General features: G+C 40.0%; 24 protein-coding genes and 10 tRNA genes. 4 read left to right on the forward strand and 30 right to left on the reverse strand.

What is annotated here, in order from left to right; all coding sequences use genetic code 11:
- The first annotated feature begins 135 nt into the window (after nt 1-135).
- A complete protein-coding gene (locus ACYQY7_RS10585; RefSeq protein WP_461201990.1) occupies nt 136-564 on the forward strand; it encodes a disulfide oxidoreductase in 429 nt (142 codons plus the stop codon).
- Nucleotides 561-1,025 carry a thioredoxin family protein gene (locus ACYQY7_RS10590; RefSeq protein ID WP_461201991.1) on the forward strand — a complete coding sequence of 155 codons (465 nt, stop codon included), beginning with the start codon at nt 561-563 and terminating at the stop codon, nt 1,023-1,025. The genes ACYQY7_RS10585 and ACYQY7_RS10590 overlap by 4 nt, the downstream gene beginning before the upstream one ends.
- 25 nt (nt 1,026-1,050) lie before the next feature.
- Here the strand turns inward: ACYQY7_RS10590 and ACYQY7_RS10595 are convergent, their stop codons facing one another.
- Complete coding sequence (locus ACYQY7_RS10595) at nt 1,051-1,443, reverse strand: DUF5365 family protein (protein ID WP_461201992.1); 393 nt, start codon at nt 1,441-1,443, stop codon at nt 1,051-1,053.
- Nucleotides 1,444-1,548: 105 nt separating this feature from the next.
- Between ACYQY7_RS10595 and ACYQY7_RS10600 the strand changes: the two genes are divergently transcribed.
- Nucleotides 1,549-2,460: an RluA family pseudouridine synthase gene (locus ACYQY7_RS10600; RefSeq protein ID WP_461201993.1), complete on the forward strand. Its 912-nt coding sequence runs from the start codon at nt 1,549-1,551 to the stop codon at nt 2,458-2,460.
- Here the strand turns inward: ACYQY7_RS10600 and ACYQY7_RS10605 are convergent.
- The 14 genes from ACYQY7_RS10605 to queG all read right to left on the reverse strand — a co-directional run bounded on the left by ACYQY7_RS10605 (nt 2,455) and on the right by queG (nt 14,770).
- Entirely contained in the window at nt 2,455-3,792 is a 1,338-nt protein-coding gene (locus tag ACYQY7_RS10605; protein WP_461202010.1) for a hemolysin family protein, read from the reverse strand. The genes ACYQY7_RS10600 and ACYQY7_RS10605 overlap by 6 nt on opposite strands.
- A gap of 46 nt (nt 3,793-3,838) precedes the next feature.
- Nucleotides 3,839-4,525 carry a zinc metallopeptidase gene (locus ACYQY7_RS10610; protein WP_461201994.1) on the reverse strand — a complete coding sequence of 229 codons (687 nt, stop codon included), beginning with the start codon at nt 4,523-4,525 and terminating at the stop codon, nt 3,839-3,841.
- Between the two features lie 154 nt (nt 4,526-4,679).
- Nucleotides 4,680-5,813 carry an MBL fold metallo-hydrolase gene (locus ACYQY7_RS10615; RefSeq protein WP_461201995.1) on the reverse strand — a complete coding sequence of 378 codons (1,134 nt, stop codon included), beginning with the start codon at nt 5,811-5,813 and terminating at the stop codon, nt 4,680-4,682.
- A 52-nt stretch (nt 5,814-5,865) separates the two neighbouring features.
- Nucleotides 5,866-6,099 (reverse strand): glutaredoxin family protein, encoded by a 234-nt coding sequence (locus ACYQY7_RS10620; RefSeq protein ID WP_461201996.1) that lies wholly within the window; start codon nt 6,097-6,099, stop codon nt 5,866-5,868.
- Nucleotides 6,100-6,181: 82 nt separating this feature from the next.
- On the reverse strand, nt 6,182-6,958 hold the full coding sequence (locus tag ACYQY7_RS10625; RefSeq protein ID WP_461201997.1) for a sulfite exporter TauE/SafE family protein: 777 nt from the start codon (nt 6,956-6,958) through the stop codon (nt 6,182-6,184).
- 48 nt (nt 6,959-7,006) lie between these two features.
- Entirely contained in the window at nt 7,007-7,234 is a 228-nt protein-coding gene (locus tag ACYQY7_RS10630) for a sulfurtransferase TusA family protein (RefSeq protein WP_055440405.1), read from the reverse strand.
- Nucleotides 7,235-7,245: 11 nt separating this feature from the next.
- Nucleotides 7,246-7,641 carry a DsrE/DsrF/DrsH-like family protein gene (locus ACYQY7_RS10635; protein WP_183244454.1) on the reverse strand — a complete coding sequence of 132 codons (396 nt, stop codon included), beginning with the start codon at nt 7,639-7,641 and terminating at the stop codon, nt 7,246-7,248.
- The gene (locus ACYQY7_RS10640; RefSeq protein ID WP_461201998.1) at nt 7,638-8,219 is read right to left on the reverse strand and encodes a sulfurtransferase TusA family protein; all 582 of its coding nucleotides are present in this window, start codon (nt 8,217-8,219) and stop codon (nt 7,638-7,640) included. The genes ACYQY7_RS10635 and ACYQY7_RS10640 overlap by 4 nt, the downstream gene beginning before the upstream one ends.
- A 12-nt stretch (nt 8,220-8,231) precedes the next feature.
- Entirely contained in the window at nt 8,232-8,531 is a 300-nt protein-coding gene (locus ACYQY7_RS10645) for a rhodanese-like domain-containing protein (RefSeq protein WP_461201999.1), read from the reverse strand.
- 143 nt (nt 8,532-8,674) lie between these two features.
- Entirely contained in the window at nt 8,675-9,835 is a 1,161-nt protein-coding gene (gene yhbH / locus ACYQY7_RS10650; RefSeq protein WP_461202000.1) for a sporulation protein YhbH, read from the reverse strand.
- A gap of 221 nt (nt 9,836-10,056) precedes the next feature.
- Nucleotides 10,057-11,952: a PrkA family serine protein kinase gene (locus ACYQY7_RS10655; protein ID WP_461202001.1), complete on the reverse strand. Its 1,896-nt coding sequence runs from the start codon at nt 11,950-11,952 to the stop codon at nt 10,057-10,059.
- 281 nt (nt 11,953-12,233) lie between these two features.
- Nucleotides 12,234-12,716, reverse strand: coding sequence for a tRNA (uridine(34)/cytosine(34)/5-carboxymethylaminomethyluridine(34)-2'-O)-methyltransferase TrmL (gene trmL / locus ACYQY7_RS10660; protein WP_461202002.1), 483 nt, complete (start codon nt 12,714-12,716; stop codon nt 12,234-12,236).
- Between the two features lie 2 nt (nt 12,717-12,718).
- Nucleotides 12,719-13,576, reverse strand: a complete 858-nt coding sequence (locus ACYQY7_RS10665; protein WP_461202003.1) for an amidase domain-containing protein — start codon at nt 13,574-13,576, stop codon at nt 12,719-12,721.
- A gap of 57 nt (nt 13,577-13,633) precedes the next feature.
- Complete coding sequence (gene queG, locus ACYQY7_RS10670; RefSeq protein ID WP_461202004.1) at nt 13,634-14,770, reverse strand: tRNA epoxyqueuosine(34) reductase QueG; 1,137 nt, start codon at nt 14,768-14,770, stop codon at nt 13,634-13,636.
- Nucleotides 14,771-14,830: 60 nt separating this feature from the next.
- Here queG and ACYQY7_RS10675 point away from each other — a divergent pair, with 60 nt between their 5' ends.
- Nucleotides 14,831-15,493, forward strand: a complete 663-nt coding sequence (locus tag ACYQY7_RS10675) for a B3/B4 domain-containing protein (RefSeq protein ID WP_461202005.1) — start codon at nt 14,831-14,833, stop codon at nt 15,491-15,493.
- A gap of 80 nt (nt 15,494-15,573) precedes the next feature.
- Here ACYQY7_RS10675 and ACYQY7_RS10680 read toward each other — a convergent pair.
- From ACYQY7_RS10680 to ACYQY7_RS10750, 15 genes are all read right to left on the reverse strand, one after another.
- Nucleotides 15,574-15,647, reverse strand: a tRNA-Gly gene (locus ACYQY7_RS10680).
- Between the two features lie 334 nt (nt 15,648-15,981).
- Nucleotides 15,982-17,043 carry a LacI family DNA-binding transcriptional regulator gene (locus tag ACYQY7_RS10685; protein ID WP_461202006.1) on the reverse strand — a complete coding sequence of 354 codons (1,062 nt, stop codon included), beginning with the start codon at nt 17,041-17,043 and terminating at the stop codon, nt 15,982-15,984.
- 50 nt (nt 17,044-17,093) lie between these two features.
- Nucleotides 17,094-17,927, reverse strand: a complete 834-nt coding sequence (locus tag ACYQY7_RS10690; RefSeq protein ID WP_461202007.1) for a carbohydrate ABC transporter permease — start codon at nt 17,925-17,927, stop codon at nt 17,094-17,096.
- 20 nt (nt 17,928-17,947) lie between these two features.
- Nucleotides 17,948-18,874 (reverse strand): carbohydrate ABC transporter permease, encoded by a 927-nt coding sequence (locus ACYQY7_RS10695; protein ID WP_461202008.1) that lies wholly within the window; start codon nt 18,872-18,874, stop codon nt 17,948-17,950.
- 59 nt (nt 18,875-18,933) lie between these two features.
- Nucleotides 18,934-20,223 carry an ABC transporter substrate-binding protein gene (locus tag ACYQY7_RS10700; protein WP_461202011.1) on the reverse strand — a complete coding sequence of 430 codons (1,290 nt, stop codon included), beginning with the start codon at nt 20,221-20,223 and terminating at the stop codon, nt 18,934-18,936.
- A gap of 185 nt (nt 20,224-20,408) precedes the next feature.
- Nucleotides 20,409-21,755, reverse strand: coding sequence for a GH1 family beta-glucosidase (locus ACYQY7_RS10705; protein WP_461202009.1), 1,347 nt, complete (start codon nt 21,753-21,755; stop codon nt 20,409-20,411).
- 297 nt (nt 21,756-22,052) lie between these two features.
- Nucleotides 22,053-22,137, reverse strand: a tRNA-Leu gene (locus ACYQY7_RS10710).
- A gap of 51 nt (nt 22,138-22,188) precedes the next feature.
- Nucleotides 22,189-22,274: transfer RNA gene (locus tag ACYQY7_RS10715), tRNA-Leu, on the reverse strand.
- Between the two features lie 11 nt (nt 22,275-22,285).
- Nucleotides 22,286-22,359, reverse strand: a tRNA-Cys gene (locus tag ACYQY7_RS10720).
- Nucleotides 22,360-22,370: 11 nt separating this feature from the next.
- Nucleotides 22,371-22,442: transfer RNA gene (locus tag ACYQY7_RS10725), tRNA-Gly, on the reverse strand.
- A 5-nt stretch (nt 22,443-22,447) separates the two neighbouring features.
- Nucleotides 22,448-22,522, reverse strand: a tRNA-Gln gene (locus ACYQY7_RS10730).
- 17 nt (nt 22,523-22,539) lie between these two features.
- Nucleotides 22,540-22,615 (reverse strand) — tRNA-His (locus ACYQY7_RS10735).
- 9 nt (nt 22,616-22,624) lie between these two features.
- Nucleotides 22,625-22,698: transfer RNA gene (locus ACYQY7_RS10740), tRNA-Trp, on the reverse strand.
- A 10-nt stretch (nt 22,699-22,708) separates the two neighbouring features.
- Nucleotides 22,709-22,793 (reverse strand) — tRNA-Tyr (locus ACYQY7_RS10745).
- Nucleotides 22,794-22,798: 5 nt separating this feature from the next.
- Nucleotides 22,799-22,874: transfer RNA gene (locus ACYQY7_RS10750), tRNA-Thr, on the reverse strand.
- Nucleotides 22,875-22,989: the final 115 nt, after the last annotated feature.

Genomic DNA, 22,989 nt, shown 5'->3' on the forward strand with positions numbered 1-22,989 from the left:
TATAACCAAAAAAATCGGTCGAGAAAAAAATCTCCCACAAAGTCTTGACTCAAACGTAAAATGTAGTCGCAATTTACATCATTTCTTTCCATGTACTATAATGAACAAAGAGTAAAAAACTAAGAAGGTGGAATCATGACGCGGAAAGAAAATTATTTATTGACCGCTTGGATCGTTGCGTTAATTGCTACACTTGGCAGCCTGTATTTTTCTGAGGTAATGAAATTTATCCCATGTGAACTTTGCTGGTACCAACGTATTTTTATGTACCCACAAGTGTTTTTGCTTGCCATGGCTTTCGTACGAAAAGAATTTATGATCGCACGTTATACACTTATGTTATCGGTCATTGGCGGCATAATTTCTTCATATCATTATTTAATTCAAAAAGTAACGTTTTTTCGCGATACGGCTCCATCATGTAGCATTGTGCCATGCACGGGTGATTATCTTAACTGGCTTGGTTTTATTACCATTCCTCTTTTAGCACTAATTGCCTTTGTTTCCATCAGCATTATTAGTTATCGAGTCATTCGAATGGAGAAAGAAGGGAAATACATATGAAAAAGTTGCTTATTTTCGGGGGCATCATTATCGCTTTATTTAGTTCACTCGCTTGGATTACGTCATATACACAAAAACAAAAAGCTGAAGGAAATCCATTTGGGAAGGAAGAATTGCACCCAGCTACAATCGGTCTACTTGATGATCCGAATTATCAAAACATTATTTTACCTAATGAGCTAAAAGAAGCATTAAACAATAAGGAGACGATCACGGTTTACTTTTACAGTTCAACGTGTGAATTTTGTAAAAAGACAACACCAATTGTCGCTCCGCTATCAAAAGAGATGGGAATTGATTTAAAGCAATTTAACCTTTTGGAATTTGAAGAAGGATGGGACGAGTATCATATCGAGGCAACACCGACAATTATTCACTTTAAAAATGGCAAAGAAGTCGCACGCATGGAAGGATATTATGAAGAAGACGTATTCCGCAAGTGGTTTGAACAGATCAAATAAAAAGCCTTCGTTTTTGAAGGCTTTTTCACATCACCCAAGCGTGAACAGGCTTTATATACATGCTTATATACCCATCTTTTTGATGCAAAAAATGTTCAAGAGTGAGTGGGAAACTAATGCCATGCTGTTCTAACTGTTCAATATTGCGCTGAAACAGCTGTTCATAGTCAGCTGGATGACGATGAAACGAAATAAACTCAATGATGGCTTGTAACGATTGTAATGCGGAAATAATCGTAAAAGCCTCTTTTAATGTTCCGTCATATGCGGAAGATTCAAACTGTAATATGCCGAGCGATTGAAATGTTTCAATTTCATCATCTGTAAAATATTTTGGAAAAATACATGTATAAAACTGTTCAATGAGCGAATGAATATATTGCTTTTGCTCTTCTGTAGCAACATAGACGGTTTTCAATTGACCTCACCTTTTTCCATTTCTTTTCCTAATCCATAACGAAATTGTAACACACCAACTCCTGTTTTGGTGTTGGTAATTTATTGTATAGAAAGAGTGAGACGAATGAATGTACAAAAAAAAGGAAGTTGGCTCGTATTTGAAGCGCCATCATCGTGGGAAGGCTTGTCACTAGAACAAGCATTCCAAACGAAATGGTTCGTTCCTAAAAAAATGTTACATGAATGGCGAATGACAAAAGGTGTATCAATCAATGACGACATCGTTCCTTTTCATACAATCATTTCACCGAACGATCGCATTCGTGTTCGTATAAAAGAAGAACAAATCGAACCGATTCCGACATACGTACCGCTTCATGTTGTATTTGAAGATGATCATGTACTTGTCATTAACAAGCCTGCACATATGGATGTTCATCCAACACAACCAAATCAGGTGAATACATTAGCAAATGCAGTTGCTTTTTACTTTCAATGTGAAGGAATTTATAGCAAAGTTCGTCATGTGCATCGACTCGATCGCGATACGAGCGGTGTCATTCTATTCGCTAAACACGCACTTGCTGGGGCTATTCTTGATAAATATTTAGCTGAGCGATCCATTCGTCGCACGTATATTGCGCTTGTTCATGGATATGTAAAACAGAAAAAAGGAACGATCGAAGCACCAATCGGTCGCGATCGATACCATCCAACAAAACGACGTGTATCGAAAACAGGAGATACAGCTATCACGCACTATGAACGGCTCGAATATGACAAACAAAAACATGTGTCGCTCGTCCGCCTCACCCTCGATACAGGACGAACGCATCAAATTCGTGTTCATATGAGCTATATCGGTCATCCGTTAGTTGGGGATACATTGTACGGAGGGAAGCCGTGGATTAATCGGCAAGCGTTACATGCGAGCTCCTTATTGTTTCCTCACCCATTTACAAAAGAGCTGATCACATGCTCGGCATTACCTGATGAAAAAATTTTCGGACATATAAAAAGAGGCGCGTTATTATAACGCAGCCTCTTCATTCATGTCCGCGATTACATCTACTGGAAATGGGCGACGTGTCACTTCAATTTTTTTTACATGGTGACCGTCCAATTGCACGACTTTAAAGACGTAATCACCAAACTCAATTTGCTCCCCAGGACGAATGTTATAACGCTCCGTTAACATCCATCCACCAATTGTATCGACGTCTGTATCGTCAATTTCTAAACCGAATAAATCGTTAATTTCACTAATGAGTACTTTTCCATCTACAATCGTACGATTCTCATCTATCTTTTGAACAAGTGGAGCTTCATCTGTATCAAACTCATCTCGAATTTCCCCAACAATTTCTTCCAAAATATCTTCAACCGTCACTAATCCAGATGTACCGCCATATTCATCAACTAAAATGGCCATATGGATGCGTTCTTTTTGCATTTTTACAAGCAAATCTTGAATAGGGATCGTTTCAATCACTTGAATAATCGGACGAATATAGTCACGCAACTGTTTTCGCTCTTGGCAATTCACAACAAGATCAGTAAATAACTCTTTTACGTTTACTAATCCGAGAATATGATCTTTATCACCATCAATAACAGGATAACGTGTATACTTTTCTTCGCGAACTGTTTGTAGCACGTGATCCATGGAATCGTTGACATCTAACGCAATAATTTCTTTGCGTGGAACCATAATTTCTTTTGCCACACGATCGTCAAAACGAAAAATGTTATTCACGTATTTATATTCTGTATGGTTAATTTCCCCATTTTTATAACTGGCTGATAAAAGAAGACGCAATTCTTCTTCAGAATGCGCTAGCTCCTGCCCATTAGATAGCTGAAAGCCAAACAACCGAACCGCAAAACGTGCAGATTGGTTTAATAACCAAATAAACGGGTACATGACACGATAAAATAGCATGAGTGGACGCGCTGTCCATAGCGTAATCGCTTCCGCTTTTTGAATTGCAATCGTCTTCGGGATCAATTCACCAATAACAACATGAATGAACGTAATCGTTGCAAATGCAACAATAAACGAAGCACCGTGCGCAAATGATGGAGATACGTTAAACTGATCAAAAAGTGGACGAAGCGCTCGTTCCACCGTCGGTTCCCCGAGCCAGCCAAGCCCGAGTGATGTCATTGTAATACCAAGCTGATTGGCAGATAAATACTCGTCTAAATGGGTGATAACGTGCTTTGCTGCTACTGCTTTTTTGTTTCCTTCCTCAATTAACTGATCCATGCGCGATGGACGCACTTTTACAATCGCAAATTCTGAAGCGACAAAAAAACCAGTTAACGCAATAAGAAAAACAATTATCCATAAACTAAATATGTCCAATGAACGTCCGCACGCATACATGCGTGCGGATGCCACCTCCTATTTATTAATCTTCATTGTTTCCTTGTAAAAAAATAAGCACATACTTAATTAATTCTAACACCGAAATAAGTGCTGCAGCAACATACGTTAATGCCGCGGCATTTAGCACTTTATTTACGCCACGTTCTTCTTCATTTCGAATAATACCTTCTGCAATCATAAAGTCTTTTGCACGCGAACTAGCATTAAACTCCACAGGCAACGTAATGACTTGGAACGCTACTGCAAACGAGAATAAAATGATCCCTAAACCAATTAACGAAAACTGCTGTAATAAAAAGCCACCAAGAAGAAGGAAAGGCGCAATACCAGATGTAAAATTCACAAGCGGAAACATACGATGTCGCAATACGAGTGCACCATATGCTTGTTGATGTTGCACCGCATGCCCAACTTCATGGGCTGCTACAGATACAGCTGCAATTGAACGACCATAGTACACAGGCTCTGATAAACGAACTGCTCGTGCAATCGGATCGTAATGATCTGTCAATGTACCTGGAACAAGCTCAACTGGCACATCGTATAACCCATTACGATCTAAAATGAGACGCGCCACTTCTGCACCCGTTAAACCAGATGAAGCAGGTACATCCGACCATTTGTTAAAGTTTCCTTTTACTTTAAATTGCGCCCAAATCGATACCCCGAAGGCGATTAAAATAAGAAAATCCATTGGATGAAAAAACATGACATCATCCCTCCATATACTTTATATTTTAATGGAAAATGACTGAAAATAAAAGAGCATGCCTTCACATACACTATATACGACTATTGTGTCCAAAAAGTTTCACAAAATCGAAAAAAACCTCGCAAATTGCGAGGTTGAATAAAATTCCTTTTTAGTGTGTGTGGTGAACCGCACAGCGGTTTGGACCGATTTCAAGTTCTTGTTGTTGTTCTGGTGTTGCATCTTTTACACCGCGGTTAATGGCAATAATGTCTTCAAAGTTTGGCGGTGTTTCGGAAGATGCAGATTGCGCCACATGTTCAACAAACTCTTCTTCTGTTTTCCCCTGCATAATTTCGTTCATTTGACGAATGTTTCCTAACGTATTTCCAATATATCCTTGTTCATTCACTTCTTGATCGAAGTTTGCATAGTGTGCAGGAAGCACAATAACATCGTCAGCAATTTGTGAGACTTTGTTATATACTGTATTGTATAAATCTTTTGCCCATTCCCGCGCTTTTCCTCCAAGGTCTGGTCGACCAAGACCGCTGACGAAAATCGTATCGCCAGAGAACAACAATTTGTTGTTTACGAAGAATGAAACACTACCTGGTGTATGACCTGGTGTTTTAATCGCTAATACTTCTAAACTTACTTTTTCAAATTCGATGCGATCATGATTTTCTAGTGGTTCAAATTCAAATACGGCACCTTCACTCTTCATTAAGTAATACGTTGCACCTGTTTGTTTTGCTAAGTCATATCCACCAGAAATATGATCAGCATGTAAATGTGAATCAACGATATGTGTAATCGCTACGTTTTCTTTTTGAGCAACTTCTTTATACACATCGATAAATCGAGATGGATCGACGATTAGCGCTTCTTTTCCTGATACGACCATGTAGGAAAGACAACCTTTACCGACGCGAATAAATTGATATACTTTTATATCGTTATCTTGATATACAACAACAGGGTATAAATATTCGCTCCACGCTTTCATGCCGCCTTTTAAATAAAACACTTCTAATCCTTTTTCAGCAAGCATGTCAGCGACCATCATAGAAGAACCTTCTTTCGCACAAACGACAACAATTTTTTTGTCTTTTGGTAAACGTTCTAACACAGATTCAACGCCATCAATTAATTCAAAATAAGGAATGTTTAAATACTCAATATGTTCCCCTTCAATTTTCCAATCAGCAAAGTCTGATTCATTGCGAACATCGAATAAGAAAAACGGCTCTTTATTTACAATCATTTCATTAATTTGTTGTGCGGTTAATGCATATACTGCCATTTACTATCCACCTCTCCTTATACCTTATAGGGTATTTTTATAGATAAAAAAATTATTGTTGTAACAATTGGATAATTCGTTGCGGATCAAATCCAATAACCCAACGTCCATTAATTTCTGTTTGCGGCACACCCATTTGTCCTGTTGAGCGAACAACATAATCAACAGCCTCAGGATGTTGGTGTAAATTCACTTCTTTAAATGGAATGCCCCGTTCAGCTAAAAAGTTCTTTAATAATGTACAATATGGACATGTTGTTGTCGTATATACCGTTACTTGCTTCATATTGTTATTCCTCCTTTATGTTTCGGTATTTTATATACCCCTATAAGTATTATAACATAAAGGATGAACTTTTCAACAGTTTTTACAAAATATCCAACCAAATTTTTATTGCTGTTGCTACAATGAGTACGGCTAAAATGAACTGCAATATTTTTGTATTTACCTTTTTTCCAAAATTCGCTCCTATTGGGGACGCAATTAAACTTGCAACAACCATAATAAATGCGGTCCAAAAATCAAATTGACCTGTTGTAATTTTCCCGACGGTTGCCCCAATGGATGAAATAAACGTAATCGCTAATGATGTAGCAATCGTCATACGCGTTGGGATTTTTAATACAACAAGCATAATTGGGACAAGAATAAATGCCCCTGCGGCACCAACGATGCCAGCGCTCACTCCGACAATGAATGCTAACGCCGCCGCAAGCCATCTATTGAATGTGACTTGATCAAGCGGGATATTATCAATTCCTTTTTTCGGAACGAACATCATTATCGCAGCAATCGTTGCTAACACCGCATAAACGATGTTAATGCCACCTTCGCTCATTAATTTTGAACCATAACCACCAATGAAACTACCAATTAAAATACTGGTACCCATATAAATAATTAACGTTTTATTTAAATATCCACCTTTACGGTACGCCCAAACGCCTCCGATCGTCGCAAACAATACTTGAATGGCGCTAATTCCTGATACTTCATGGGCGCTAAACGCAGCGTAACCGAGCAATGGTGGGATGTAAAGCAACATCGGATATTTAATAATCGATCCGCCAATTCCAACCATTCCTGAAATAAACGAACCGATAAATCCAATTAAAAAAATTGTAATAATAAAACCGATGTCCATGCTCATTCACTCCTTATATGAAGCATCGGGACATATGCCCGATGCTTGTTACGCTTTACGTATCCAAAATTTTAGTACATCTCCTTCTTCGACCATATCGATCATTTCATGACCAGCTGATTTTGCCCATGCAGATAAGTCGTTTTTAGCTCCTTTATCTGTAACATGAATTTCTAACACTTGACCGGATTGCAATGTGTCCATTCCTTTTTTCGTACGAACGATTGGCAGTGGACACGCAAGTCCCTTTGCATCAACGAGAAGATCTGCTTTCATGTTCTTCCTCCTTAGAATGTTAACGTGATGTCAGCATCTTTCGCAAAATCAAGGAATGTCACTGCTCCACCAACATCAATGCCATCGACAAAATGTTCTTTTGTTAATCCCATAACATCCATTGTCATTTGGCAAGCAATAAACTTCACACCCATTTCTTGCGCCATGCTTACAAGTTCTGGGATCGATGGAACGTTTGCTTGGGCAAATCCTTGTTGAATTTGCTCTTTTCCTTCTGGCAGCGGTAATTGTTGATACGCTTCTTTATGAATTAAATTTAATCCTTCGAATGTAAAGAAAATAGCTACCTCTGCTTCTGTTGCTGCTGCTGCTGTTGCAATATTAAATACTTTATATGCGTCAAATAAACCACCATTTGCTGCAATAATAGCTACACGTTTTTTCATTGTTCATTTCCTCCTTTAGTTATTGTTCCTTTCCATTGTGTCATACCTGGAATGACGTTAAATACACTTGTAAATCCTTTTTCAGCGAGTTGTTGCGCAGCTAAATCGCTGCGATTACCTGTTCGACAAATAACGTAAATCGTTTCTTCTTTGTTTAACTCATTCATTCGTGCTTCCAATTGTCCAAGCGGGATATGATATGCTCCTGGAATATGACCAAATACATACTCGGCTTCCTCACGCACATCTAAAATGAATACCTGTTCATTGTTTTCTACTTTCTTTTGCAACTCCTCTAAAGAAACAACGTGAGGATATTTTGTTTCTTCTTTTACTTCTGTAGGATTTGCTTTACGAAGATAATGCTTGAGTACATCACCTTCCTCAATCGTGCCGATATATTGATGCCCCGTATTTTTTGCCCAACCTTGAATATCAGCAAGTGATCCTTTATCTGTCGCTTGCACTTCAAGCACTTGGCCAGGCTGTAGCTGTTCCATCGCCTTTTTCGTGCGAACAATCGGCATCGGACATGTGAGCCCCTTTGCATCAACAACAAGATCGACGTGAATCGTCATTCCATTCCCCCCCTATCGTTCAATTTCACCTGTCCATTCAAGCATACCGCCTGTCATATTTACAACGCGGTATCCGTAACTTTCTAACAACTGACAAGCCATACCGCTTCGATTTCCTGAACGGCAAACAAGAATATGTTCTTCGTTTTTATCAATTTCATTCATCCGCTCAAGCAGTTGGCCAAGCGGGATGTGGTGCGCACCTGGAATTTTACCTTGAGCTACTTCTTCATGTTCGCGCACATCAATAATGCTTAGTGCACGACCTTCTTTTAATTGTTGCTCAACTTCTTGTGGCAATATATGTTTCATTTCTCTCACCTCTCTATACTCATAAGGGTATATTAAATCGTAAAAAAATAATTTTTACTATTACCTCTATGAGTATATTACAAAACCCCCACCCGTTTGTCAACTGTTTTTTCACAAAAAAAAACCTTGTATGACACAAGGGATTAAACAAATGTTTTATGTTCTTCTTTTTGGAAAAAGTTTCTCATCGCCTGTAACACATCTGACTTTTGCTTCAAAATGTAATAACGAAATTTTTCATCTTTAATATGTTTGTATGCTGACATGAGAGTCGAGTGACGATTGTACTGATTCACTTCTCCGTATCCAAACATATTCGATACCTTCATCAATTCTTGCACTAGCTTAACACAACGAGCGTTATCGGACGTTAGATTATCGCCATCGGAAAAATGGAACGGATAAATATTATATTTTGTCGGTGAGTATTTTGTTTCGATCACTTCAAGCGCTTTTCGGTACGCTGACGAACATATCGTTCCGCCGCTTTCTCCTTTTGTAAAAAATTCTTCTTCTGTTACAATTTTTGCTTCGGTATGATGTGCGATAAAAACGATATCGACCGTTTCATATTTCGTGCGCAAAAATCGCGTCATCCAGAAGAAGAAGCTTCTAGCCATATATTTTTCCCATACCCCCATTGATCCGCTCGTGTCCATCATTGCGATAACAACTGCTTTCGAATCGGGCTTAATAACTTCATTCCACGTTTTAAATTTTAAATCTTCGGGATAAATTGGATAAAAACTCGGATTGCCGCTTAATGCGTTTCGTTTAAAGGCAGCCATCATTGTTTTTTTCTTATCGATGTTCCCCATCAATCCTGTTCGGCGAATATCGTTAAACTCAATATGTTGAACAACATGATCAGCGTGTTGCTTTTTCTTTAAATCAGGAAGTTCTAATTGACTAAACAAAGCTTCTTCAAGCTCCATTAAAGATACTTCTGCTTCATAATAATCTTGCCCTGCTAGGTCACCTGCTCCTTGACCTTTTCCAAGTCCTTTTTGACCGTCACCAGAACCGTCACGCGCAATGACATCACCAACTTGACTGTCTCCATCCCCTTGGCCGACATGTTTATTTTTGTCGTAATTATAACGAATTTTATATTCATCTAACGAACGAATCGGTATTTTAATGACGTCACGACCGTTGGACATAATGATGCTTTCTTCTGTAATTAAATCACCGAGGTTATTTTTGATTGCCTCTTTTACCTTTTCCTCATGCCGTTTCTGATCATCTTGGCCTTTTCGATGGAGGGACCAATCTTCTTTTGACACAATGAAGTTTCTACTCATTTTTCTCCCCTCCTACAATGTAAAATAATGATGCACATTTTCCTTTTTCCTCGCATACACTATGTTGGCTTGCAAAAATAATGAATGAATGGTTGGTTACTTTATCCTATGCAACGTCCGAAAAAAATTGACAAATCATTTCGAAAATTGTTCTGACCTTTTCTGCTGGACAAGCCTGTTTTCTACGATGATAAAACAAAGCATGCCAAGTGCGGCATGCTTTATCGGTTTAACAAACTTCCGACATAACGAAGCAATTCATTTGCTGAAGTGGAGTTATAACCATATTCATCAATTAATCGAGCAACGACTTCATTAATTTTCTTCAGTTGTTGTTCATCAGGTGTTTTTGTGGACGTCGTAATTTTGACGATATCTTTTAAGTCTGCAAACAATTTTTTCTGAATCGCTTCTCGCAACCGTTCGTGCGAATTATAATCAAAACGTTGACCTTTACGGGCATATGCTGAAATACGAATTAAAATTTCTTCACGAAATGCTTTTTTCGCATTCTCGGAAATGCCAATTTGCTCTTCAATCGACCGCATAAGTTTTTCATCTGGATTCATTTCTTCTCCTGTTAGCGGATCGCGAATTTTCGCTTTGTTGCAATATGCCTCTACGTTGTCTAAATAATTGTCCATTAGCGTTTTCGCTGACTCTTCATACGAGTAAACGAACGCTTTTTGTACTTCGCGCTTTGCAATTTCATCGTATTCTTTTCGTGCAACCGAGATGAAATTTAAATAACGTTCCCGATCTTCTTTTGAAATAGACGGATGATGCTCTAATCCTTCTTTCAATGCTCGCAATACATCTAACGCATTAATGGACGGCACTTCTTTTCGAATAATACAAGACGAAATTCGGTTGATAACGTAGCGTGGATCAATGCCACTCATTCCTTCGTCCGGATATTCTTTTTTTAACTCCTCGACATCTACTTCATTAAACCCTTCAACAAGCTCACCGTCATACAAACGCATTTTTTTCACAAGGTCAATATCGCCGCGCTTCGGTTCTTTTAATCGCGTTAAAATTGTAAACATCGCCGCTACCCGTAGCGTATGCGGTGCAATATGGACATCTGCTACGTCGCTTTCACGAATCATTTTTTCATAAATGCGCTCTTCTTCTGACACTTTTAAGTTATACGGAATCGGCATGACAATAATTCGCGAATGAAGCGCCTCGTTCTTTTTATTCGCAATAAATGAACGATACTCTGTTTCATTTGTGTGAGCGACGATCAATTCATCAGCACTAATAAGCGCAAAACGTCCTGCTTTAAAATTCCCTTCTTGCGTCAAAGAAAGCAAATGCCATAAAAACTTTTCATCGCACTTTAACATTTCTTGAAATTCCATAATACCGCGATTTGCTTTGTTTAACTCCCCATCAAAGCGATATGCGCGCGGATCTGATTCGGATCCATATTGAGCAATCGTAGAAAAATCAATGCTTCCTGTTAAATCAGCAATATCTTGCGACTTCGGGTCTGACGGGCTGAACGTTCCGATTCCGACGCGCTTATCTTCTGAAAAAAAGATGCGCTCAACCATCACATCTTCAATACGCCCACCGTATTCTTTTTCAAGCCGCATCATGTTTAATGGGGATAAGTTTCCTTCAATACGAATGCCATACTCTTTATAAAACTCATCTCGCAAGTTGTGTGGAATTAAATGAAGCGGATCTTCATGCATCGGACATCCTTTAATTGCATATACCGCACCACGATCCGTATAGGAATACGCCTCAAGCCCTCGCTTTAACATCGTCACGAGCGTCGATTTTCCCCCGCTTACCGGCCCCATCAGCAACAAGATACGCTTTCGAACATCTAATCGCTTCGCAGCTGGGTGAAAATATTCTTCTACAAGCCGCTCTAACGCTTCTTCAAGCCCAAATAACTGACCGCTAAAAAAGTTGTATTTTTTCTTGCCATCCACTTCTTCTACACCTGCATCTTTAATCATATTGTAAACGCGAGAATGGGCGGACTGAGCCACCCATGGCTTTTCTTTTACGATTTCTAAGTACTCCGCAAATGTCCCTTCCCACTTTAATTTTTGTTCTTCTTCTCTATATTTTTGTATTTTTTTTAAAATGTCCATACACGGACCTCCTCCACCTTTGATGTCTAGCATCATGATTATTACCATATGTATGCAAGGATGTCCGTAATCATTCATGAAAGTATGACTTTCATCCCGCTATACAATTAAGCTATAATGAAAGCGTGGACATTTTCTTGTCACTTCATAAAGGAGGAGATTTCATATGAAAACACTTCTTGTTCTTGGTGTCATTGGCGCTTTCTTAGCTGCGATTTTCACAGCAGGATATAACGATAAGCCAGAAGTAAAAAATTAAGCGACTTTCATTCGAAAGTCGCTTAAAATACATTTGGAAAGCTTTGTTGTCTCAACGCTTCGTACACGAGAATGGCGGCTGTATTCGATAAATTGAGCGAACGAACGTATTCGTTCATCGGAATACGCAAACAACGTTCCATATTGTTTTCAATTAAATCTTTTGGCAATCCGCTCGTTTCACGGCCGAAAACGAAAAAGTAATCTTTCGTTGAATCGCTATAATCAAACGATGTGTAGTATGTTTGCCCAAACTTCGTAATAAAGAAAAATTCTCCTTCTTTATACTTGTCAAAAAGCTCTTGTAATGAATCGTAATAGTGCACATCGACATATTCCCAATAATCTAATCCAGCACGCTTTAACATTTTATCATCGGTTGAAAATCCGAGCGGGCGAATTAAATGTAGCGATGTTCCTGTTGCTGCGCATGTGCGCGCAATATTTCCCGTATTCGCTGGAATTTCTGGTTGATATAAAACGACATGTAAAGCCACAATTTTCACTCCTATACACGGTCAATAATATGAAAAAACTTATATTGGATATTTGGCGTATATGCCGTTGAATCTTCATATGACCAATAACGCATGCGGCTATTGGACGTATGAGCATTGACAAGCGGCATCCCTTGTTTATCTTTCGCTACGATGATCGTTGTATGATCGAATCGTCCGTCCCCTTGAAAATCATAACAAATGACATCACCAAGAGACAACTGTTCCGGCGATTTTTTTTCGACTGCTTGAATGCCTGTTTTTGACCCACTTAAATACCAACGAAACGCATGTGCGACCGTCCACGTATAGCTCCAGCCGCTTTTTCGCATCCACCATCCTTTTGTTTTGTTCGGGTAGCCCATCATGGGGATTCCGCCTGCGTGTAAACATTGTGAAATGAAATTTGTACAATCGACAGGGAATTTATGAAACGCTGGATTATAATCATTCCACCATATTTCAGCATATCGTACCGCGGCTAACCGATCATACGTATAACGAACACGTTCACCATCATCTCGTTCTTGCTTTTTTTCAACTTGTTCTGTCTCAATGTTAGGCAAAAGCAAGCGATCGCTCACAAGTTCGCGTTGCTCAAATATTGCTTCACGCATCTCTTGTTTCTCTTCAACATACATCCAGCCATGTTGCCAAATAAAAAAACGAAAATGAACGATATAGCGTACGAACGTTTTTGAAACGATATGTTTCCGTTCAATGATTGTTCCCTTTCCTTCACATTTCACAAGTTTGGCATTTCGCTTAACTAACAACTGCTTTCTTCGTTCGACTTCTTCATCCGTCACATCGCTTATAAAAAAAGACCGAATACGCCCATCGAGAAGATCGTGTAGTCGTTTTCTCATCTCGTTCACCACTTTTTCGTTTTTTACTACGTTATGTCACAAACAGTAGAAAAACAACTACACGTTTTCAAGCATCGCCAACGCTTTGTCAATTTCCTGAATGACGTCTTCATCTTGTTCCCTTTGTTTCGCTTTTTGTAGCATCGGCACAACTTTGCGATTTCCGATTTTCCCAAGCGCCCACGCAGCCGTTCCGCGAATGACTGGACGTGAATCTTCTCGAAGTAACATCAATAAGTCATCGATGGCACTTTCGTCTTTATAATGAGCCAATGCAATAATCGCATTTCGTTGAATCGGTTTTTTTCCGCGCCATGCTCCCGATAAATGACCGAACGTTTCTTTAAATTGGCGATTTGTCATATGAAGAAGCGGCTTTAACAATGGTTTCACCACTTCTGGATCCGGCTCCATCTCTGGATGAAAATGAAAATCTTTCCCTTTATTTTTTGGACAAACAAGTTGACACGTATCGCATCCATACAATCGGTTTCCTATTTTATCGCGAAACTCATCAGGAATGAACGTTTTCGTTTGTGTTAAAAAGGCGATGCATCGCTTCGCATTCAACTGTCCTCCTTGTACGAGCGCTCCTGTCGGACAAGCATCGATACAGCGGGTGCACGTCCCGCATTCGTCTTCGATTGGCGTATCAGGAGGAAATGGAATATTCGTAATCATTTCGCCTAAATAAACGTATGAACCAAATTCAGGTGTAATAATGGAACAGTTTTTTCCGCTCCATCCGATGCCTGCGCGCTCCGCTACTGCACGATCAGCTAATTCCCCCGTATCGACCATCGACTTCACACGCGCATTCGGTACGCGAGCTAAAATAAATTGTTCTAATTTTTGCAAGCGATCGCGTAAAATAACGTGATAATCTTGTCCCCAAGATGCTCGACAAAAAATGCCCCGTCGTTCTGTTTTCGTGCTTCGTGGTGCATTTTTTAACTTCGACGGATACGCGAGGGCAATCGCAATAATGGAACGTGCTTCTGACAGCAATAAAGATGGGGTCGTTCGCTTGTCAATATCAGGTTCTTCAAATCCTGATTGATAGCCAAGTTGTTGCTGCTGACGCAACCTTTCTTTTAATTCAAAAAACGGATCAGCACTTGCAAAACCGATTTTATCAATGCCGATCGTTCGGCTATATTGAATGATTTCTTCCTTTAGTGCTTTAACGTCCATCTCCCATCCCTCCTTCCCACTTTGTTTATGTTACAATGTAAAGAAAAAGGAGTGAACGATATGTTAACCATTTGTGACACGATAAAACAGCACGTACCCCATTTTAAAATCGGCGTCCTTACATACGATCAAATCGTTGTCGGCTCATCCCCAAACATGTTAAAAGGGAAGCTTCGGCAATTTCAAGAGCTGTTATATTTTGATATGGAACAAACTCCACTATCTGAATGGCCAGAAGTGAAAGAATGGCGATCTGTCTTTAAACAAGTTGGCACCGATCCAAGCCGATACCGGCCTTCATCCGAGAGCTTACTTCGTCGTGTGCAGAAGCAAAACTTTATTCCACCCATTCACTCAGCAGCTGATGTAAATAACTTTTTTTCCTTATATTATAAACTACCGATCGGCATTTATGATCGAGATCATCTAACGGGAGATATCGTTGTCACGATCGGTACACAGGCAGATGAATATATCGGCATCAACGATCGCGCGACAAACTTTAAACGAAAACTCGTCACGAAAGACGCTCAAGGTTCGTTCGGCAGCCCAATCGTTGATTCGAAACGAACGATGGTTACAGAACAAACAACAAACGCTCTTCAAGTTGTATATTTTCTTCCATCATTCACAGAAACACAGTGCGAACAAATGCTACAAGCGATGAAAGAGATGTTTATCCAAATTCACGGTGGTACAGCACATGCACAACTCATCATATAACATGTACGGGGCAAGCGAAATAAAAAAACGCAATGCCCCGTTCATCTTCGAAACGAAACACTGCGTTGTCCCCGTATGTATGGAGCGGGTGATGGGAATCGAACCCACGACATCAGCTTGGAAGGCTGAGGTTTTACCACTAAACTACACCCGCACATTTAAATTGACTATGTCTACCATCATTCAGCACGCCCAACCATGCCTCTTCCTCTACTCGCCTACTCGATGATGACCGATGCGTCGAGGCAACTCGCTGCTTATTCGACGATGCACTGCTCGTGGCTGAGGTTTTACCACTAAACTACACCCGCACATGCAGAAAAAGTAGAAAATTGTCGAATAAAGTGTAAAAATAAAAAACAGGAATCCCTGTTTCATAATCACGTTTTACATTATATCGACTCCACTAGGACAAGTCAATACTTTTCATGCTTTTATTTTTAAAATAAAAGACACGCTCCCCTACGGTCATGCAAGGGAGCCTTCCTTTACATTTTCCCAGACATCAATCCGTACAATCGATTACTTCCGCAAGACTCTCGAATAATTAATTCTGGCTCAACCATGACTGCTTTCGGCTGAAATTGACGGTGTATAATGTCTCGTAACATATATGCGGCAAGTCGTCCAATTTTTTCTTTATCTTGGCGAACTGAAGTTAATGGCGGATCGGTATAATTGCATGCTTCAATATCATCACATCCAACAATCGCAATATCCTCAGGTACTTTTAACCCTCTTTCTTTTACCGCTTTCATCGCACCAAACGCCATTAAATCTGACGCCGCAAATACCGCTTCAGGATGATGTGACAATCGCAATATTTTTTTCATTGCCTCATAGCCACTTTCCATAAAGAAATCCCCTTGGGCGAACCATTCATCATGAATAGTTAACCCAAATTCCTTCATCGTATTGCGAAATCCTTCTTCGCGAATTTTTGTCACTTGTGCTCCAGGCAAGCCGCCAATGTAGCCGATATGGCGATAGCCACATAGATAAAAATGTTCTACGACTTTCGCGGAAATTTTATAGTTATCTGTCATAATGTATGCAGAACGGCTTCCCTCAAGCGGAATATCTACACCAATACATGGAATGTCGCTCATGTCTAAACGATAAATGGACGGTTGCACTTTTTCACCGCTAATGATTATTACTCCATCGACTTTGTAGCGCATCGCCCGCTCGTAATAATCTTCCTCTCCTTCTTCAAATCGCTCATTTGAAAAAAAGAGGAGGTCATAACCGAACGCTCCCATTGTTTTTTTAAAAGAATTCATCACTTCGATAAAAAAGGGATGGTTGAAATCCGCATTAATTTCTCCCGCATAAATGACACCGACAACTCTCGACTTATGAGCAGTATCTTTTTGAATACGGGCAGCGACATATCCGGTCTGCTCCATAATTTCCAGCACTTTTTTTTTCGTTTCTTCGCCGACATCATGATAGTTATTCAACACTTTCGATACCGTGCCTGGTGACACACCCGCTAGTTTTGCAATTTCTTTAATGGTAATTTTCATACGATCCCTTCTCAACTTCATAATCTTACTTTCATTATAACACAAATTTTCCATAGTTAACGGCTATGTCACTATTGTTTGACCGATCCTTGCGTCAAGCTTGAAATAAACAACTTATTAAAGATTAAAAATACAACAATGAGCGGTAGTGTTGCCCAAAATGTCCCCGATAAAATCATGCCATAGTCCTTCACATATGCATCTTGAAGAGCACGAATCGCAATTTGAATCGTGTAGCTTGACTCATCCCTCAATACAGTCAACGGCCATAAGAAGTCGTTCCACACGAACATAAAGGTTAAAATACCGAGCGTCGCAAAAGCTGGTAAAATGGAAGGAACGACGATATTCCAATATATGCGGAAAATGCTACATCCATCGATTTTTGCTGCTTCAATTAATTCATCTGGAATCGCATCTTTAATATATTGACGCATCCAGAAAATACCAAACGCATTCATTAATCCTGGAACGATAATTGCTTTTAAGTCGTTCAACCAACCTAACTTTGTAATAATAAAGTATTGCGGGATTAATCCTAATTGCGGCGGAATCATCATTGTGATTAAAATGACGGTAAATAGCTTTTCCCGCCCTTTAAACTGCAACTTGGCGAATGCAAAACCTGCTAAAGAACTGAAAAATAGCACACCGAGCGTTGTCAAACTAGCAACAACAAACGAGTTCCACATCGCGCCGAAAAAGTCGATGTTTTCTAATACGTTTTGAAAGTTTTCTACTAGCTTATCCCCCGGCACGACAGCTGGCGGTAGTTTATTAATGACATGATTCGGCTGCGTTGCCATGACAAACATCCAGTATAACGGAAAGACCGATAACAATGCGCCGATAATGAGTAAAATGTGAATCGTTATTTTATTCATAATTCCTTTTTTACGTAACATCTTTGTTCACCTCCATGTTTTTATTTGCCTGATTTATCTAAACGATTGGACGCGAAAAAGTTAATCGTTGTGAATACAATAATGAGCAAGAAGAGTGAGACGGCCGTCGCAGAAGCTGTTCCGAACGCATTATTCGTAAACGCTTCTCTCCATAAATACAACACGATCGTCATACTTTCTTCCCTAAAACCACTTCCAAAAATGAGTGGTTCAGCGAAAATTTGTAGCGATCCGATCGTTGCCGTGAATACAACGAAGACGATAATCGGCTTTAGCATCGGCACAGTGATGAAAAGAAACTGCTGCCATTTTTTCGCTCCGTCAATTTCAGCTGCTTCATAAAGGTCTTTCGGAATGCTCTGCAATCCCGCTAAGAAAATAATCGAGTTATATCCAACCCATCTCCAAAAAATCATCGTCGCAATCGCAATTTTCGCTCCCCATTCAGATGTCTGCCAGCTTACTGGCGAAATGCCAAACAAGCTAAGTGTGGCGTTTACTAACCCTGCTTCTTGTTCGCTAAATAAAACGGTAAAAACAATGGCAACCGCAACAATCGACGTTACGTTTGGCACAAAATAAGCAACACGAAATACACTTTTAAATTTAACAATCACCGAATTTAAAGCAACGGCTAAAATTAAAGCCGCAATTAGCTGTGGACCTGTTCCTAATAAACCGATCACAATCGTGTTATAAATCGATTTCCAAAATAATGGATCAGTAAAAATAAGTGAAAAGTTTTTCACCCCGACAAATGTCATTTCGCCGAATCCATTCCATTTTTGAAAAGCTAAATAAAAGCTAAACAGCATTGGAAAAGCACCGAAGATCGCAAATAAAAGAAAGAACGGAGAAATAAATAAGTAGCCAGCTAATGCCGTTTTTTTCTTATCACTCAATCCTTTTGGACGGACGGTTGCGTTTGTATGATTATGGGATACCATTTGTATTTCCCTCCAAAAATCATAGTAGGGGAAGGGAATAAATCCCTTCCTCGTGTATTTTATTGACGTTCAAGTTGACGTTTAATGCGTTTAATAGCTTCTTTCCATTCTTTTTCTGGGTCAGCTTTTTTCTTTTGCACGTTCGTCAATGCTTTCACAATCTCTGATTGAACAATTGTATAATTTTTGCCCATGTATACCGTTTTTACTTTTTGCGCTGCTTCAGCAAATACTTGAGCTGTATTCACGCCACCAAAATACTCATCTTTGTACTCTTTAAACTCAGGTGCATCATACACAGAAGGAGTGGATGGGAATAAGCCCATATCTTTAAACGACTTCAATTGTTGTTCTGGCGCGACGAGCCATTGAATAAAGTCGTACGCTTCTTGTGCATGTTTTGACTCTTTTGGAATCGTTAAATACGAACCGCCCCAGTTTCCTGCTCCACCTGGCATGTTTGTAATAAGCCACTTGCCTGCTGAATTTGGCGCATTTCCTTTCACTACCCCTTGCATCCATGCAGGAGCAAGCAATGTAGCATAGCTTCCTTTTTCCATCGCATTACCCCATTCAGGAGTCCATAATCCGTTGCTGCCAAGGTAACCTTTTTGAATTAAATCTACCGTATAGTCGTACGCTTGTTTAATATACGGTTCTTTTTCAATTAGCAACTCTTCTTTTTCATTGAAATATTGCACAGGCGCTTGGTCACGCAATGCGTTGTACACAAGTTCAATGTTGTCTGCAATTGGCTTTCCTGTTTTTTCTTTAATTGTTGCAGCGACTTCAGCATATGCATTCCAGTCCGAAATTAACTTAGCAACTTCTGCTGGATCAGTTGGCAATCCTGCTGCTTCAAACACGTCTGCGCGATAAAACATAGCTGTCGGACCAATGTCTGTCGGAAGACCGAACAAAAAGTTTCCGTCCGCGCTTTCACCAATGCGCCATTTCCAATCTAAATATTTACCTTTTACATCTTTTGCACCAAAATCGTATAAATTGTAAAAGCGATCTTGCGCCTCACGATAACGTTCAATGTTGTTTACTTCAATCATGGCGATGTCCGGTGCGCCACTTCCTGCTGATAATGCTGTAAATAGCGCGTTATGATGATCGTCAAACTGTGTAGACTGGATTTTAATTTCAACATTCGGATGATCTTTCATATATTCTTCAGCTAACTTTTCATAACCTGTGCTTCCAAATACCCACATGTTCAACTTCACTTTTTCACTTGAACCTTTATCTTTTGATTCGTTCTCACTTTGAGATTGATTACTGCACGCAGTTGCGAACATAAAGACGCATGCTAGCAACAACATAAGTGCCCGTTTCTTCATTATTCTTTCCCCCTCGCTTTGTCACAACATGTGTTATACCGTTTAATCCATGTGGCTTTGTCCATTTTTTTTTGCTCATTTGCCTTGTTTTACGTTATAATTCTTTTAGTTTTCTTTGTAGTAGCGGCCAATCCCCAACACATCGCGCTATGACAAAGAAAACTTTTTCCCTTCCCCTATCACCTCCTTTATTTAACCCCATTATTCATGATCGTTTCCTTATACCATAATGCGCTCTTTTTCGGGATTCGTGCTAACGTTTCATAGTCTACGTATACAATCCCAAAGCGCTTATCATATCCAAATGCCCACTCAAAATTATCGAACAGCGACCATACATAATATCCTTTTAAATTGACGCCTTGTTCAATCGCACGATGACAAGCAATTAAATGCTCACGTATATAAGCAATCCGCTCATCGTCTGCTACTTCACCTTGTTCGTTGACGCGATCTTTGTATGCGGCACCGTTTTCGGTAATGTATAATGGAATATCGCCATAATCTTTTTTCAATCGCACCATTAAATCAAACAAACCGTTTGGATTCACTTCCCAATTCATATCCGTCACAGGTCTTCCTGTGCTCACATGTTCAAATACGATTGGTTCACGGTCACCTTTTTTCCAATCTTTTAATGTTGCTGTTGAATAATAGTTAAATCCGAAAAAGTCGATCGGTTGCTGAATCGTTTCTAAATCTCCCTCTTTGTAAACGTCTGGCAAATAATCTTTATACACTTCTAACATATCTTCTGGATAGCGCCCTTTAAACACAGGATCTAAAAACCAACGATTCATAAAACCGTCCCATTTTCTCGCTGCGTCAACTGCTTTTTCATCTTGCGGATCAAACGCATATCCAGGAGTTAAATTCAACGTAATACCAATTTCTCCATCTTGCGGACCGATTGCTCGAAACGCTTTTACCGCTTCCCCGTGTGAGAGAAGAACATGATGTGCTGCTTTTAAAAATGATGTAAAGTTTTGAATCCCTGGGGCATGTTCGCCATTCCCATATCCTAAATAGGTGACAACCCACGGCTCATTATGCGTAATCCATTTTTTCACGACATCCCCAAGATTCTCGTAAAGGAAAGCAGCGTATTCTTGGAAGTAGTGAACGATATCACGATTTTCCCAGCCACCTTTCTCTTGAAGAGCTTGTGGCATATCCCAATGATAAATGGTCAACATTGGCTCGATACCGTTCTTTAGCAGCTCATGTACAAGACGCTTATAAAAATCTAAACCTTTCTCGTTAAACTTCCCTGGCGTTTCACAATAAAGTCTCGCCCAACTAGTCGAAAATCGATACGCTTTCAAATGAAGCGCTTTCATTAATGCGATGTCTTCAACATAACGATTGTAATGATCAATTGCGATATCGCCATTATCCCCATTCGCTACTTTGCCAGGAATGCGGGAAAAGTGATCCCAGATCGAGTAAATTTTATCTTCTCCAGTCGCTGTTCCTTCAATTTGATACGATGAAGTTGCAGCTCCCCAAATAAAATCTTTCGGAAACTGAAGCATATTTCGAACCTCCTGCGAAATTTTTCGTAAAAAACAATTCAAAAAAAGCGCTTTCTTTCATTTGTTTCGTAACTTAATCATAATAATGATCGACATATAAGTCAACAAAATCTTTCAACCTAAACGAAAAATTATAATAAAACATGAAATAAATATATTTATTTCACGAAAATTTTCGTAAAATATAAAAGCTAAAAGGATGAAAAAGCAAAGCTGGAGCGTCTTGGAGAAAAGGAAAAGTATAAGAGGAAAGAAAAAAAGGATCCCTGTGTGCAACAGGAATCCTCAAATATTCAGTGCCGATGGTGGGAGTCGAACCCACACGGGGGGCTACCCCACACGATTTTGAGTCGTGCGCGTCTGCCAGTTCCGCCACATCGGCATGAGACAATTAAATTTTATCATACAAACTTGCTTTGTCAAGCCTTTACAGTGCCGAGGGCCGGACTCGAACCGGCACGGTAGTCACCTACCGCAGGATTTTAAGTCCTGTGCGTCTGCCAATTCCGCCACCCCGGCGCATAAAAAAATGGAGGCGGCAACCGGATTCGAACCGGTGGTAAAGGTTTTGCAGACCTCTGCCTTACCACTTGGCTATGCCGCCAAAAAATGAAGAGCGGAAGACGGGACTCGAACCCGCGACCCCCACCTTGGCAAGGTGGTGTTCTACCACTGAACTACTTCCGCATATATGGCTGGGGTAGCTGGATTCGAACCAACGCATCACGGAGTCAAAGTCCGTTGCCTTACCGCTTGGCTATACCCCAATGTTTTAAAGTGTATATGGGGCGACTAGTGGGAATCGAACCCACGAATGCCAGAGCCACAATCTGGTGCGTTAACCACTTCGCCATAGCCGCCACATTTTTTGGCAGGGGCAGTAGGAATCGAACCCACACCGGAGGTTTTGGAGACCTCTGTTCTACCATTAAACTATGCCCCTAAAGTTGGAATGGTGGAGGGGGACGGATTCGAACCGCCGAACCCAAAGGGAGCGGATTTACAGTCCGCCGCGTTTAGCCACTTCGCTACCCCTCCGTTGATGGTGCCGGCTGCAGGACTTGAACCCGCAACCTACTGATTACAAGTCAGTTGCTCTACCAATTGAGCTAAGCCGGCATAACATGAAGTGCATCAAACTTTTAGATGAAACAAACTAAGCCGACATCATTCAAAATGGTGGCTCGGGACGGAATCGAACCGCCGACACAAGGATTTTCAGTCCTTTGCTCTA

This window comes from Anoxybacillus sp. TBDG-1 (assembly GCF_054815885.1).

Coding starts and splice junctions, on each gene's coding strand:
- ACYQY7_RS10585 (WP_461201990.1), top strand. CDS start 136: ATGACGCGGAAAGAAAATTATTTATTGACCGCTTGGATCGTTGCGTTA.
- ACYQY7_RS10590 (WP_461201991.1), top strand. CDS start 561: ATGAAAAAGTTGCTTATTTTCGGGGGCATCATTATCGCTTTATTTAGT.
- ACYQY7_RS10600 (WP_461201993.1), top strand. CDS start 1,549: ATGAATGTACAAAAAAAAGGAAGTTGGCTCGTATTTGAAGCGCCATCA.
- ACYQY7_RS10610 (WP_461201994.1), bottom strand. CDS start 4,525: ATGTTTTTTCATCCAATGGATTTTCTTATTTTAATCGCCTTCGGGGTA.
- ACYQY7_RS10615 (WP_461201995.1), bottom strand. CDS start 5,813: ATGGCAGTATATGCATTAACCGCACAACAAATTAATGAAATGATTGTA.
- ACYQY7_RS10620 (WP_461201996.1), bottom strand. CDS start 6,099: ATGAAGCAAGTAACGGTATATACGACAACAACATGTCCATATTGTACA.
- ACYQY7_RS10625 (WP_461201997.1), bottom strand. CDS start 6,958: ATGGACATCGGTTTTATTATTACAATTTTTTTAATTGGATTTATCGGT.
- ACYQY7_RS10630 (WP_055440405.1), bottom strand. CDS start 7,234: ATGAAAGCAGATCTTCTCGTTGATGCAAAGGGACTTGCGTGTCCACTG.
- ACYQY7_RS10635 (WP_183244454.1), bottom strand. CDS start 7,641: ATGAAAAAACGTGTAGCTATTATTGCAGCAAATGGTGGTTTATTTGAC.
- ACYQY7_RS10640 (WP_461201998.1), bottom strand. CDS start 8,219: ATGACGATTCACGTCGATCTTGTTGTTGATGCAAAGGGGCTCACATGT.
- ACYQY7_RS10645 (WP_461201999.1), bottom strand. CDS start 8,531: ATGAAACATATATTGCCACAAGAAGTTGAGCAACAATTAAAAGAAGGT.
- yhbH (WP_461202000.1), bottom strand. CDS start 9,835: ATGAGTAGAAACTTCATTGTGTCAAAAGAAGATTGGTCCCTCCATCGA.
- ACYQY7_RS10655 (WP_461202001.1), bottom strand. CDS start 11,952: ATGGACATTTTAAAAAAAATACAAAAATATAGAGAAGAAGAACAAAAA.
- ACYQY7_RS10665 (WP_461202003.1), bottom strand. CDS start 13,576: ATGAGAAAACGACTACACGATCTTCTCGATGGGCGTATTCGGTCTTTT.
- queG (WP_461202004.1), bottom strand. CDS start 14,770: ATGGACGTTAAAGCACTAAAGGAAGAAATCATTCAATATAGCCGAACG.
- ACYQY7_RS10675 (WP_461202005.1), top strand. CDS start 14,831: ATGTTAACCATTTGTGACACGATAAAACAGCACGTACCCCATTTTAAA.
- ACYQY7_RS10685 (WP_461202006.1), bottom strand. CDS start 17,043: ATGAAGTTGAGAAGGGATCGTATGAAAATTACCATTAAAGAAATTGCA.
- ACYQY7_RS10690 (WP_461202007.1), bottom strand. CDS start 17,927: ATGTTACGTAAAAAAGGAATTATGAATAAAATAACGATTCACATTTTA.
- ACYQY7_RS10695 (WP_461202008.1), bottom strand. CDS start 18,874: ATGGTATCCCATAATCATACAAACGCAACCGTCCGTCCAAAAGGATTG.
- ACYQY7_RS10705 (WP_461202009.1), bottom strand. CDS start 21,755: ATGCTTCAGTTTCCGAAAGATTTTATTTGGGGAGCTGCAACTTCATCG.